This window comes from Halosolutus halophilus, from assembly GCF_022869805.1.
In the GTDB taxonomy this organism is placed as follows: Archaea; Halobacteriota; Halobacteria; order Halobacteriales; family Natrialbaceae; genus Halosolutus; species Halosolutus halophilus.
Genome location: NZ_CP094974.1, coordinates 3215324 through 3227540 on the forward strand (window position 1 = coordinate 3215324; position 12217 = coordinate 3227540).

11 protein-coding genes, 1 tRNA gene and 1 pseudogene are annotated in these 12217 nt (G+C 63.1%); 9 read left to right on the plus strand and 4 right to left on the minus strand.

Annotated elements, in window-relative coordinates:
• Nucleotides 1–2: 2 nt before the first annotated feature.
• Both MUG98_RS15735 and MUG98_RS15740 read right to left on the minus strand, forming a co-directional pair.
• The gene (locus MUG98_RS15735; protein WP_250140132.1) at nucleotides 3–182 is read right to left on the minus strand and encodes a ribbon-helix-helix domain-containing protein; all 180 of its coding nucleotides are present in this window, start codon (nucleotides 180–182) and stop codon (nucleotides 3–5) included.
• A gap of 211 nt (nucleotides 183–393) precedes the next feature.
• Nucleotides 394–924, minus strand: coding sequence for a double zinc ribbon domain-containing protein (locus MUG98_RS15740; RefSeq protein WP_265108389.1), 531 nt, complete (start codon nucleotides 922–924; stop codon nucleotides 394–396).
• 132 nt (nucleotides 925–1056) lie between these two features.
• Between MUG98_RS15740 and MUG98_RS15745 the strand changes: the two genes are divergently transcribed.
• A tRNA-Tyr gene (locus tag MUG98_RS15745) sits at nucleotides 1057–1130 on the plus strand.
• Between the two features lie 116 nt (nucleotides 1131–1246).
• Here the strand turns inward: MUG98_RS15745 and MUG98_RS15750 are convergent.
• On the minus strand, nucleotides 1247–2461 hold the full coding sequence (locus MUG98_RS15750) for an AI-2E family transporter (RefSeq protein WP_265108390.1): 1215 nt from the start codon (nucleotides 2459–2461) through the stop codon (nucleotides 1247–1249).
• Between the two features lie 237 nt (nucleotides 2462–2698).
• Here MUG98_RS15750 and MUG98_RS15755 point away from each other — a divergent pair, with 237 nt between their 5' ends.
• The 4 genes and pseudogenes from MUG98_RS15755 (at nucleotide 2699) to MUG98_RS15775 (ending at nucleotide 6407) form a co-directional block, all read left to right on the plus strand.
• Nucleotides 2699–3103 (plus strand): DUF5518 domain-containing protein, encoded by a 405-nt coding sequence (locus MUG98_RS15755; protein WP_265108391.1) that lies wholly within the window; start codon nucleotides 2699–2701, stop codon nucleotides 3101–3103.
• A gap of 270 nt (nucleotides 3104–3373) precedes the next feature.
• Nucleotides 3374–4243: an alpha/beta fold hydrolase gene (locus tag MUG98_RS15760; RefSeq protein ID WP_265108392.1), complete on the plus strand. Its 870-nt coding sequence runs from the start codon at nucleotides 3374–3376 to the stop codon at nucleotides 4241–4243.
• A 336-nt stretch (nucleotides 4244–4579) separates the two neighbouring features.
• Nucleotides 4580–4812, plus strand: a pseudogene (locus tag MUG98_RS15765) (DUF7563 family protein).
• A gap of 1070 nt (nucleotides 4813–5882) precedes the next feature.
• The gene (locus MUG98_RS15775; RefSeq protein WP_265108393.1) at nucleotides 5883–6407 is read left to right on the plus strand and encodes a hypothetical protein; all 525 of its coding nucleotides are present in this window, start codon (nucleotides 5883–5885) and stop codon (nucleotides 6405–6407) included.
• Between the two features lie 44 nt (nucleotides 6408–6451).
• Here MUG98_RS15775 and MUG98_RS15780 read toward each other — a convergent pair whose 3' ends face one another.
• The gene (locus MUG98_RS15780) at nucleotides 6452–7150 is read right to left on the minus strand and encodes a hypothetical protein (RefSeq protein ID WP_265108394.1); all 699 of its coding nucleotides are present in this window, start codon (nucleotides 7148–7150) and stop codon (nucleotides 6452–6454) included.
• Between the two features lie 279 nt (nucleotides 7151–7429).
• Between MUG98_RS15780 and MUG98_RS15785 the strand changes: the two genes are divergently transcribed.
• From MUG98_RS15785 to MUG98_RS15800, 4 genes are all read left to right on the plus strand, one after another.
• Entirely contained in the window at nucleotides 7430–8635 is a 1206-nt protein-coding gene (locus tag MUG98_RS15785) for a M24 family metallopeptidase (RefSeq protein WP_265108395.1), read from the plus strand.
• Nucleotides 8636–8747: 112 nt separating this feature from the next.
• Complete coding sequence (locus MUG98_RS15790) at nucleotides 8748–9485, plus strand: helix-turn-helix domain-containing protein (protein ID WP_265108396.1); 738 nt, start codon at nucleotides 8748–8750, stop codon at nucleotides 9483–9485.
• Nucleotides 9486–9569: 84 nt separating this feature from the next.
• A complete protein-coding gene (locus MUG98_RS15795) occupies nucleotides 9570–10994 on the plus strand; it encodes an APC family permease (protein ID WP_265108397.1) in 1425 nt (474 codons plus the stop codon).
• Between the two features lie 5 nt (nucleotides 10995–10999).
• Nucleotides 11000–12214 carry a M20 family metallopeptidase gene (locus tag MUG98_RS15800; protein ID WP_265108398.1) on the plus strand — a complete coding sequence of 405 codons (1215 nt, stop codon included), beginning with the start codon at nucleotides 11000–11002 and terminating at the stop codon, nucleotides 12212–12214.
• Nucleotides 12215–12217 lie beyond the last annotated feature (3 nt).

Below are 12217 nucleotides of genomic sequence, written 5' to 3' on the forward strand. Positions count from 1 at the left end.
CGTTACACCTTCGCCCAGGTGCGTTTACCGGACTGCTCGCTGTGTCCGTCGTACTGTTCGTTGATCATCTCTCGGACCGCCGACCGAATCGCTTCGCTCCGGTTCGGGAACTCGCCCGAGTCGACCAGTTGTTCTACCTCCTCGATCTGCTGTTTCGGGATTCGCAGTGTCACACGCTCCATGATTGTATTCCCCGTTGAGGGTAAGACGGATCGCGCGCCCCTGTCAGACGCAGCGTGTCTTACGTCGGAACCGCCCGACATCGGGCGTTTTCCGGCCCCAGCCGACCGCTGTAAGACAACCGTCTTACGCGAATAAGGAAGAGACTGGCCGATACAATAAAACTTTCGTCCATCATCACTTTCTGTGTCTTACGACTGTCGTCGGTTCCGACTATTTCGAGTCGAGCACGTCCGCGGCGGGCGTTCGGCGACCGCAGCTGGGACAGAACGCCCAGTCCGATCGGAGTTCGTCGCCGCACTCACAGAACGACCGCCGAGACGCTTTCTCCCCGCAATTGGGGCAGTAGACGTGGTCCGCGTCGACGTCTTCGCCACACTGGCTGCACCGGCGATCGCGGTCGGCGGGCTCCGCCGGGACGCCAGTCGATTGTGAGACATCTGTATTACGGTCCGCGGCGTTCCCGTCGAGTGTGATTGACACGTTGACGTCCTGTGGTTCTCGTGGGGGTCGCTCTCCGACTCGCTCCGACAACAGTGTGTCCACGCGCTCGCGAATCAGATCGTCGATCGGACCCGTCCCGTCCTGTCGAACGCCTTCGTCCGCGTTCTGGTTCCCCTCGCGCTGCTCCGCGTCCGTAAGATATGCCCGGAGCGCCTCCCGCATCACTTCGCTTTTCGAGGCGTCCAGGGTCTCGAGTTCGTCGACGAGATCGTCGTCGGCGCGGAACGTGATCTTGCTCATGGGGGATAGGTACCTTGCATGTTAACACTTCACCCATATTAATCATTCTTCCGTTCACGGTTTGTTACACACTCGCATTCGAGGATGAATGGTAACCCTTATGTTTGCACCGGCGACTACGTTCTGGTGTACCCGCCCTTAGCTCAGACTGGTAGAGCAGTCGACTGTAGATCGACTTGTCCCCCGTTCAAATCGGGGAGGGCGGACTTCTCCTGCGAACGGATTACAGTCGACGTACAGCGGACGACATTCATCTCGCTTACACTTCTGGTTCTGGCCTTCCCATCGCTTATCTTGGTCGCGTTTGGCGAGCGCGCGGAACTTACGCCGCCGGATCTCCCCCAGATCCGACGTCGGAACGGTCTGTCTCGGACGGACGGTCGTCCTGCTGGTCGGCCACGCTATCGGAGTACTCGTCGAGCGTGTGCTCGGGTTCGCCGTCGGCGCGCTCGTGCTCCGGATCGGCCAGGACCGGGAGAATCATCTGGACGAATATCACGATGAACAGCATCAGGAACGGTCCGAGGAAGATCCCTGACCAGCCAAACAGTGGCGGACCGAACAGGTACGCGAACATGACCAGCCCGGTGTTGAGCAACCGGCCGGAGAGGTACGGTCGGATGTACGTCCGGACGAGATTGTCGAACGCAACGATCATGACCGCGAGGAACACCAGCGGAACCCAGAGGAATATCGGATCGACAGCGACCGCCTGAACGGCAAGGATCGCGGCGATCATGGCGTAAACGATCGATCGCCCGACGAGCGGGACGAGCGTGAAGAGGCCGGTGACGACGGCAAACAGCACCGCTGAGGGGATCGCTATTCCTCTTGGAGCGGCGAGGTTGAACACCGCGTAGATGACCGCCGAGAGGATGATGACCGCGAAGATGGTCATCGTGTAGCCGAAGTAGACCGAACCCAGCCCGCGATCGACGGCCGACAGGTACTCCGATGTGAGGGTGTCCTCGCCGAACACGTTCGATTCGAACCAGACTGCGATGTCGCGGTCGCTGATCAGCAGGAAGAACGCGATCAACAGCGAGATGAACGCGTTGAAAAGCACTGCGCCGATCGCACCGACTACGCCGCCGACCGTGCCCAATAGGTTCTGGACGGACGGTTCCTGGATCAGCACGAGCGTCGTGTCGTACACCTCCGAGGGCGTGTTCGGGAGATCCGAGATCGGGATCGGTAACTGCGCGACGATCCTGTCGACCGGCACGTTCGAGACTGCCGTCACGAGTTGCCCGAGCGCGACGAGCAAGATCACGCCGGCCACCAGGACGATCGGGACGATGATCAGGAGCAGCGTCAGGGCCGCGACGAGAGTCGGCGAGGCGATGTGCTGTTCGAGTCGCCGGGTGATGGGCCGCGCGACGTAGTAAATAAACAGGCCGAAGACGAGCCACGGGAGATACTGGTTGACGACGAGTCCAAGGACGGCCAGTAGCACAGCCCCCAGACCCCACCATCCGAGGTGTTCGCGCGCCGCCCAGACGCGGACGTTACGAACCGGAGAGTCAGTTTCGCCCATGGTAGTGATTCCACAGTGAGAGTATTAACGAAATTGCATCTTCAGGCTGAATTACCAAGAAACAGGCTTCCAGGCAACGACACGTTCGTGTATGAGGGGGGAGTTTTGTTTGAAATCGTTGTATAGACTGCCCGTATCGATACCCGAGTACTACTGTATATACAGTCCGCGGGATCGTACTGTCCGTATCCTGTGAAACGCTCTTTATCACCACTAACAGCGTACTAACGCTTGATTATGAGCATCAACTGGACGGCTGTAATAACCGGATTCGTCACGACCCTCGCGTTAGGGTTCATCAGCGGGCTCATCTACGTGGGATCGGAAGCCTCGGTCGTGCTACTGTACTGGGGTGGAATCGGTGTCCTCGGTGGCCTCACCGCCGGATATCTCGCTGGCGGGGCGGTAAGTTCCGGTGCGATCCACGGCGGTATCGCGACCGTCTTCGGGTCCCTGGTCTTGTTAGCCCTTGCGACGTTCACGACCCTGCTATTCGCAGGTCTCGTCGCGTCGTTCAGTGTGCTTGTCCTCGGGATACTCATGCTCGCCTTCTACGCCATCCCCGGTGCCCTGGGTGGTGCGATCGGCTCGTGGGCCAAGGGACGCCGGACCGCTCCGGAACCGACGGGCACGCGGGCCTGAGCGATCGTTGGCAGCAACAGTAACAGTCCGTCTCCGTGACCAGGTAACCGGTTCCTTACCGAAGATGGTTGCAGAGTCACTGAACAGCGTCCCGGGGATACCGGCCGCTCGGCGCTGACCACCGGAGAGTTCGATACCGTACTCACCGATGGTCGTGCCGGATCCGTCCCCGGCCACGAGACTAACTCCGCTTTCTGACGGACACGTCATCTCACAGTACGGTTCAGTAGCGGCCGAAGCTTCAAGCGATGCCGGACACATCTATGTGGTGTGTTCACAAATTTCGATGGGCAGTACATCGACGTTGGCGAGGCCGAGATCCACCTTCAGAAGGGCGGGGACGGGCCGCCGCTGCTCCTCCTGCACGGCTATCCCCAGACCCACGTTACGTGGCACAAAATAGCCCCGCAGCTGGCGGAGAAGTATACCGTCGTCGCGCCGGACCTCCGCGGGTACGGCGACAGTATCGGCCCCGACGATCCGGAAACGGCCGACTACGCGAATCGGGTCATGGCCGAGGATATGGTCACAGTCATGGAGGCACTCGGCTACGACGAATATCTGCTCGCCGGCCACGACCGCGGTGCACGCGTCGGCTATCGGTTCGCGTTCGACCACCCCGAGCGTATCCGGAAGCTCGCCGTCCTCGATATCGTCCCCACGCTCGAAACGGCGGAGGCGATGGACTACGCGTACGCGAAGGCGATGTACCACTGGCTGTTCCTCGCTCAACCCCATCCGATTCCCGAGCGGCTTATCAGTCACGAGCCGACGTTCTACGTCGACCACCTCATCGAGAACTGGGCCGAACATCCGGAGGAACTCGACGACGAGGCCGTGGCCGAGTACCACCGCTGTTTCGAGCAGGAGTCGGTCGTCAGAGCCAGTTGCGAAGACTACCGCGCCGGATTGAGCATCGACCTCGACCACGATCGCGCATCACGTGAGGCGGGTGAACGTATCGAGTGCCCAGTTCTCGCCCTGTGGGGCGCCGGTTCAGGGACCGTCTCGTTCGATCCTCTCGACGTCTGGGAGCGCTGGGCGACCGACGTCACCGGCCAGGGGCTCTCGTGTGGCCACTTCCTACCAGAGGAAGCCCCAGAGCGGACACTGGAAGAGCTCCGCGGGTTTCTACTCTGAAGCGTCGGCTGCCCGTCGTACGACGGAGAGATCGGCTGCTCGCTTTGATGCGATGGGATCGACGCTTCAGGTCATCTCTGCGAACCCATGGTCGGAAAATCCGAGCCAGTTAGGCCGACGCAGTCCGTTCTTTTGTGCTGAAGACCCCCGTTCAAATCGGGGAGGGCGGACTTCGTTCTCGATCGAAGCGTGGCATACTGCTGAAGCTTCGTTATCATCCGTTCCAAGCTATCTACTGCCAGTTTTTCTGTCTGGGATCACCCGAGGAAACGATGAACTGAACTGGTTCCACGTCGCGGATCGCCGCCGTCTTGCGAAAGTAGTAGCAGAAACGGGGTGGTCGCCGTGACGATCGCGCCGTGGTCGGCAGTCGATCGGTCGACGTGCCGTCACTGCGGAGCCCACGTCACCGATCGATTCCGTCGCGTCTTCGGTGACGATCGCACCCATCGTTGCAGCGACTGCGATAGCTACCGCCGACTGAGCCACGGGTCCGCTGCTGGCTCGCCGTCGGAATTCCCGATCCGGAGACGTCTCCCGGTCGTCACGGAGGTGAGGCGACTGCGTGACGGACTGTTCGGCCCGACGAGTCTGCTGTACGACGTCGAGTCCCGGACGGCGATCTCCCATCCTGCCGAACAGGCAACGGATGAGCAGGTTCGTCTTGCCGTCGAGAATCGAGGTGAGTCGGCGCGAACGACGATGCTCACTGTGCGGACGGTACCGTTCACCCTAACGGCCGGAAGTCTCCGCTGCCACAGCTACAACCTTGCTTTATTCCGATGGGGCGAATAGTCCCATCCGCGCCGATCTCGGAAGCGAAGATAGAGTGGCAGTTTTCACACCTCGCAGCGAGTTTCTTCCGTCCGCTTGCGGTTGACATCGCAATTGGTCCAGCGTGGCGTATCGTAATCACAGTAGCCCCAAATTCTGTTGGATCAAAAACCGGATTGTCGACCGCTGATCCTTCAGGAAACACCCTTTCTGGCCACGAGGACGGTGATTCGCGAGGAACCGCCTCGTCGAGTCCGACGAGCGCTGCGGCGATCGCGTCGACGCGCTTCGCCGACTGTGTGCTGACTGTACGCGCGACGTCCGCGAACTCATAGCGGACCCTCCCGCGTGACGCGGACGTCGCCCCCCCGAGAGTCCGAAAGCCAGCGGGGACTTACAGATGTAGGCAACACAGAAACTGTTGACGCAAATGCAGGAGGCAGTTCTGCTTGGTCTGATGGCGATACTGTTACTGTTCGAATTGATGCCGTCGCAGTTTCTGGTGACGACGAGAACTCAATCAATAGTAACGAATTCACAACGGACCTCCAAGAAAACTAGGGGAAATGTACCCCTTTTCATTCGAGTTCTTTCGCGGCAAGTTCACTCGATAGCCGACGATCGAGATACGCGTGGCCGCGACTAGCGATCTGATAGAGCCCCCGGTTTTCGTAGTATTCGACGAATCCATCCCCTTGTAACGCCCGCAGCCGCCGTCTTCCGTGTGAGATTTTGTAGTCGATATTCGCCCCGACGGTGGACGGATTCGCGACGATCGGTTCGGGGCCGCGACGGCGAACGCGGCTCGAAGGGATCGACTCCTGAGAGGTAGACTTATTTTTCAGTGGTCGAGAACAGACGCGTAATGGATCTCTTTCCAAACCGCCGTCGGTTTCTCGGGCTCGCAGGAACCGGAGCGGCGGTCTCCGTAGCTGGGTGTAGCCAACTCGACAGTGCCAGTCCGACCGGCTCGGACGGCGAAGACGATTCCACCGACGACGGTGACGGCGACGGCTCGGGCGAGACCCTCGGACCGACGTCCACGGTCACGGCGTACATCCAGCCGGATCAGGAGGACCTGGTCGAACTCCAGCAGCGCCAGCTCAATCTGAGTCGACAGCGGACGGAACTCAACGAATCCGAGTACCGGGCGGAACTCGAGCAGATACAACAGGAGCAACTCGAGTTGATCGAAGCCGCCATCGAGGACTTCGAATCGTCCGTCGAGGATATGGATGCGCTCGCGATCGCCGATTCGTCGGCCCAGATGGGGATAGTATTACTCGAAGGGACGACGGGGGCGCTCATCGAGGCGCTCAACGAGGGAGCGGTCGACGGACTGTTTCCGGAAGCGACCTTCAGGGGGACCCAACCGGGAACACTACCCTGAGGAGGATGCCCTTGTGGGGTATTCGCGCGATCTGTGTGCTGATATTAGTTATCGAGAAGGGAGAGAACGCGCAGTACCAATTGCAGGATGTGGACGAAGACGCCCATCACGGCGACGTAGATTCCGAGCGCGTTCCGGAGCGCGCTCGCATACTTGTGCTCCTTCACGGCCCAGATTTCGTACGTGAGATCCGTGACGAACCCCAGGAAGAACAGGACGAAAGCGAAAATCATGAGCGAGGAGTTGAGGAAGAACCCGACTCCGCCAGCACCGAACCCAGCGACGAACAGCCCTCTGGAGTAAGTCTGCCAGCGCTCGAACGACCGATCGGTGCGGTACACGAGAACCACGACGCCGGCCGTGAGGAGACCCGTAAGGATCGTCGTGATGCTGAGGGCCGGAACTCGAAGCGCGGACGGTGCGATCACGAGGATTGCGGAACCGAGAAGCGTGTAGCCAAACTGGATCAGTGCGACGCCAGCGCCTGCAACCGGCAGGGTACCCCGTTCGATACCCCTGTTCGAAATCCAGAATCCGCCACCGATCGTTACGACGAACGTGCCAACGCCGACGAAGAAGTTCGAAAAGAGGACGAGTCCGAGGTCCGCGATCGGTGTGTAACTGCCCGCCAGCATCAGCAGAATGTTCACCGCGACGAGCACGGTTGCAATCCCCGCGACCTTCGGAACATCGACTGTGGGGTGGTAGTGACTGGACTGTGTACTTCCGCGAATTGATGACATGTATATGAACATAACTATAAAATGTGCTAATAAATATTGTCATAACAGATGAATTTGAGCACCGGGTGAGTGATATTGCGGCCGCGGGTGGCCGGTACCCGTCTCGTCCGCCCCGCTCTCGGGTACTCCGTAAAGCGGGTCGCCACGATCTGCTGCCCGAGTTGCGTGGCCAGCCGCAGCTAGCGTGGGGATCCTGCGGACCGATCGCGACTGGACTCCGACCGGTTCCCCGCTCACCGCCTCCTGAATCCTTTTTAGCTACCGCACAGAGGGATTCCTATGGCCACCGAACTCCCCGATGCGGAATACGAGGATCGACTCGAGCGGATTCGCGACCGGATCGCCGAGACCGACGCGGACGCCGGCCTCTGGTTCGGCGCGACGAGCATCGAGTACCTGACCGGCTTCGATCACATCCAGACGGAGCGCCCCGTCGTGCTGGCGGTGACCGAGGATCGCGCCGGGATCACGGTGCCGCGACTCGAAGTCGAGCGCGTCGAGTCCAACCCGCGGATCGACGCGGTGCATCACTACCGCGACTACCCGGGCGGGCGGCCGATCGCGGTCGCAGTCGAGATGCTGGCGGATCTCGGCGCGGAACGCGTCGCGGCCGACGCCGAGGGTGCGCCCGGCACCATGGGCTACGAGGGGCCACCGCTCTCGGACCACGTCGACGTCGAAACGCAGTCGTGGATCTCGCGGCTGCGCTGGGAGAAGTCCGACGCGGAGATCGACCTGATCCGGGAGTCGGCGACGTGGGCGAACCTGGGCCATCGGTACCTCGCGGAGTACACCGAACCCGGCGCACACCCGGTGACGGTGAGTCAGCGCGCGTCGATGGACGCCTCGAGGGCGATGCTCGATACGCTGGGCGAACGGTACGTCCCGCGGACCCGTGGCGACGGCCCGGTTCACGCGGGCTACATTACGGGCGAGCAGACGCGACTGCCCCACGGTCACACCGCGAATCGCCGGCTCGAGGAGGGCGACGTCCTGATCACGGGCGCGACGGCGACCGTCGACGGCTACTACTCCGAACTCGAGCGGACGATGTTCGTCGGCGACCCGACGGACGAACAGGTCCACTACTTCGAACTCATGTGCGAGGCCCAGACGATCGCGATCGAGGCGCTCGGGCCGGGCGTTCCGATCGCCGACGTCGATCGAGCCGTCCAGGAGTACTTCGAGGAGCAGGGGGTCGCGGACCTCGCCCAGCACCACGTCGGACACAACATCGGCCTCGGCGGCCACGAACCGCCGTACATCGATCGCGGCTGGGGCGACCACTGCGAGAGCGAGCACACCAGCTACGACGAGGACGATGCGGTGATGCGGCCGGGCCAGGTCTGGACGATCGAGCCCGGGATCTACACCGATACGTACGGCTATCGACACTCAGACACGATCGCCGTCACCGACGACGGGATCGAGTGGCTGACCTACTATCCGCGCGACCTGGAGGCGAACGTGATTTCGATCGAGTAGACGCCGAGTCGGCGCGCAGGCACCGCAGCGGAGACTGGGCAAGGAGCAGAGAGCGGACGGGAACCCCGTTGTGCGACGCGTGCGCGGCCACCTTTTTGTCGTTACTTGTCGTATGGCAACACACACCGTGACCATCACTCAGGCCGACGAGCGGGCCGCCGGCTCGCGGCTGGTGCTGGACATCTGGCACCCCGACTGTTGGGCGCTGGAGGTCACCGAGAGCGCTCCCGGCGGTCTGCTCGGTCACGGCGTCTACGCCATCGACGGGAAGGCTACCGGACGGTTTACCGCGTACGGGCAGTCGCTCGCCGACGTCGAGGCGCTCGTCGACGCCGTCGACGCCTCGCCGCTGACCGACGCCGTCTGGGAGGCCGACCACCACTACGCGACCGACGTCGGCACGCCGGATCCCGAGAGCGTCACGACCGGGCTGGTCGTGGAGTACGAACTGACCAACAGCATCGACGACGCGCTCGTCTCGCGGGGGTTCATCCCGGACGAACCCGTCCGGATGGCCGACGGACGCGAGTACTGGACGGTCGTGATCCACGAGGACCGGGAGACGATCGCCGAACGACTGGACGAGATCCGCGACGAGAAGTCAGCGAGCGTTCGGATCGAGTCGCTGCGATCGCTTCACGACGGCCTAACGAACGGACTGTTCCGGACCGACCGGCTCTCGGAGCGCCAGCGTGAAGTGTTCGAACTCGCCCGCAGCAGGCACTACTACACCTGGCCGCGCGAAGTGGCCGCCGCCGATCTCGCGGCGGAACTCGACATCTCCGAAGCGACGCTGCTCGAACACCTCCGGAAAGCGGAAGCGAAGCTTCTCGATCCCGAGTCGACGTAGACGCGCCGAAGCGACCGGCTGGACCGGTCCCTGTGTACCTAGGGTGGGGGGTTAACCCCAGGGATCACCTTGTTATTATCACCCATGGCAACTGATGACAAGTCCGGTCAAAGTCTCGCGCGCGACATCGGTCCGCTCGGCGCGATCGCGACCGTCGTCGCCGGGACGCTCGGCGCCGGGCTGTTCGTAACGCTCGGGACAGCCAGTACGACGACCGGTCCCAGCGTCATCCTGGTCATCGCCCTGTCGGGCGTGATCGCGATGGCGATCGCGGTCAACTACAGCTGGCTCGCGACGATCTTCCCCGCCGCCGGGTCGACGTACTCCTACGTCACGCGGGTGTTCCGGAACCGGCTGGCCGGGTTCGTCGCGACGTGGTCGCTCTGGCTGGGCTATATGGCAGCCGTCTCCGTGCTCGCTATCGGGTTCGGCAGCTACCTGCAGGTGTTTTACCCGGCCGTCGATCCGCGGTTCGCCGGGATCGGGCTGATCAGCGTCCTGTTCGTGATCAATATGCTCGGCGCCAAGCGGTACAGCATCTCCCAGAACGTCATCTTCATCCTGCTGCTCGTCTCGATCGCGGTACTGGTCATCCCCGGGACGTTCTCCATCGAGGCCGGGAACTACACGCCGTTCTTCACGGGCGGATTCGACGGCGCGCTCGCCGCCGCCGTCCCGCTGTTCTACGCGTACATCGGGATCGCCGTCGCCGGGGATATCGGCGCCGAGGTGAAAAACCCCTCGCGGAACCTGCCGCTCGCGATGGCCGGGGGGACGCTCGTCCTGATCGTGTTGTACATGTGGACCGCCGCGGTGATCTACGGCGTCGTCGGCGACTACACCGTCCTCGCGGCCTCGGACCGGCCGCTGTCAACGGCCGCCGAGACGTTCCTCTCGCTGAACGCGACCGCCGTCGTCGGCTTCGGGGGGCTGCTCGCGACCGCGTCGAGCGTCAACGCCGTGATGGCCGCCGGCATCAAGTTGCCGTACTGCTGGTCGTGGGACGAGGTGTTCTCGAAGAAGTTCTCGGAGGTCAACGAGCGCTGGCGGACGCCCCACTGGTCGCTGTTTACGCTGTTTGCGGTGTCGGTCGGCCTGACGTTGTGGACGGGCGGGCTGGGCCAGGTCATCGCCATCGCGACGTTCAGCTACCTGATCGCGTACGGGGCGACGTCCTTCACCGCGATGTTCGTCTACCTCAGGCGGCCGGAACTGTGCGAGGAGGCGGCCTTCGACCCCGGCCGGTGGATCTTCGTCCCGGGTCTGCTCGGGTTCGGCGGCTGCGTCCTCCTGCTGTCCCAGTCCTACCAGGGATCGATGGTGATCTACGTCCCGTGGCTCGCGATCGGCCTCGCCGTGTTCGCCGTCTACTGGTACCTGGGCAAGCGCTCCGACGCCGACGTCGACGCGATCCTCGACACGCTTCCGGGCGTGCCGACCGACGAGTACAGCCCGGCGCTCGTCGACGAACCGACGATCGCCGACGACGGGACGCCCGCGGACGACTGACTATCATGAGCGAACAAACGCGCACGCCGGCCGACGAGATCGACGCCGACGAGACGATCGAACTGCTGCAGGACCTCGTGAGGATACGGAGCCCGTACTTCGAGGAGGAGGAGATCGTCGAGTTCGTCCACGAGTGGCTCGACGATCAGGGGCTCGACCCCGAGTACCACCCGGTGAGTGAACCCGATCTCACGGGCTTCGAGGGCAACAACGTTCTCGCCCGCATCGAGGGGAGCGACTCCGAGGCGCCGACACTGCTGTTGAACGCTCACGTCGACACCGTACAGCTTGTCGAAGAGTGGGACGAAGACCCGCTCTCCGGGCGGATCGAGGACGGGAAGCTCTACGGGCAGGGCGCCTGCGACATGAAGGGCGGGCTGGCCGCCGTGATGGTTGCGTTCCGGGCGCTCGCCGACGCCGACCTGCGGGGCGACGTCGTCCTCTCGGCCGTCGTCGACGAGGAGGGCCCCCACGGGCTCGGCACGGATCAGATGATCCGCGACGGCATCACCGACGACTGCGACGCGGTCATCGTCACGGAGCCGGGCCCGATCCTCGCCCAGACCGAGATCGAGAACCCGGCGCTCCTGCTTGGCGCGCGCGGACGGTTCCTCTACGACATCACGGTTCGGGGCCACGCCGCCCACGGCTCTCAGCCCGAGAAGGGCCAGAACGCAGTCGTCGACGCCGGCGCGCTGGCGGGCGCGCTCGCGGAGATGGACGTCGGATCGCACCCGAAGCTCGGCGACGGATCGGTCTGTCCGCTGTCGATCGAGGGCGGCGGCGTGACGCTCTCGGTCCCGGAGAGCTGTCGCCTGATCGTCGATCGCCACGTCGTGATCGGCGAGGACGCCGACGTCGTGCTGGCCGACGCCGAGCGCGTCGTCGACGACCTCGATCTCGGCTCCGACGTCGAGATCGGATTCCGGGAGGCCCCCGCGCCGGACGTCCGCTACGGGCCGTACGTCACCGACGAGGACCACCCGCTGGTCCGGTCGCTGCAGTCCGCGTCCGAGTCGGTCACGGGCGAAACGCCCGCGATCGGCTACTTCTCGAGCGTCGGCGACTTCAGCTACTTCGGCCACCGCGCGGAACTCCCGACGGTGATCGTGGGTCCGGACGGCGAGAACATCCACGGCGCCGGCGAGTTCGTCTACACCGACGAGGTCGTCGACGTGGCTCGTATTCTCGTCGACGCGACGACCGCGTTCGCGGGGTGAGCC

Excerpts from the sequence above, each read along its gene's own strand:
- MUG98_RS15735 (WP_250140132.1), bottom strand. The coding sequence starts at position 182 with ATGGAGCGTGTGACACTGCGAATCCCGAAACAGCAGATCGAGGAGGTA.
- MUG98_RS15740 (WP_265108389.1), bottom strand. The coding sequence starts at position 924 with ATGAGCAAGATCACGTTCCGCGCCGACGACGATCTCGTCGACGAACTC.
- MUG98_RS15750 (WP_265108390.1), bottom strand. The coding sequence starts at position 2,461 with ATGGGCGAAACTGACTCTCCGGTTCGTAACGTCCGCGTCTGGGCGGCG.
- MUG98_RS15755 (WP_265108391.1), top strand. The coding sequence starts at position 2,699 with ATGAGCATCAACTGGACGGCTGTAATAACCGGATTCGTCACGACCCTC.
- MUG98_RS15775 (WP_265108393.1), top strand. The coding sequence starts at position 5,883 with ATGGATCTCTTTCCAAACCGCCGTCGGTTTCTCGGGCTCGCAGGAACC.
- MUG98_RS15780 (WP_265108394.1), bottom strand. The coding sequence starts at position 7,150 with ATGTCATCAATTCGCGGAAGTACACAGTCCAGTCACTACCACCCCACA.
- MUG98_RS15785 (WP_265108395.1), top strand. The coding sequence starts at position 7,430 with ATGGCCACCGAACTCCCCGATGCGGAATACGAGGATCGACTCGAGCGG.
- MUG98_RS15790 (WP_265108396.1), top strand. The coding sequence starts at position 8,748 with ATGGCAACACACACCGTGACCATCACTCAGGCCGACGAGCGGGCCGCC.
- MUG98_RS15795 (WP_265108397.1), top strand. The coding sequence starts at position 9,570 with ATGGCAACTGATGACAAGTCCGGTCAAAGTCTCGCGCGCGACATCGGT.
- MUG98_RS15800 (WP_265108398.1), top strand. The coding sequence starts at position 11,000 with ATGAGCGAACAAACGCGCACGCCGGCCGACGAGATCGACGCCGACGAG.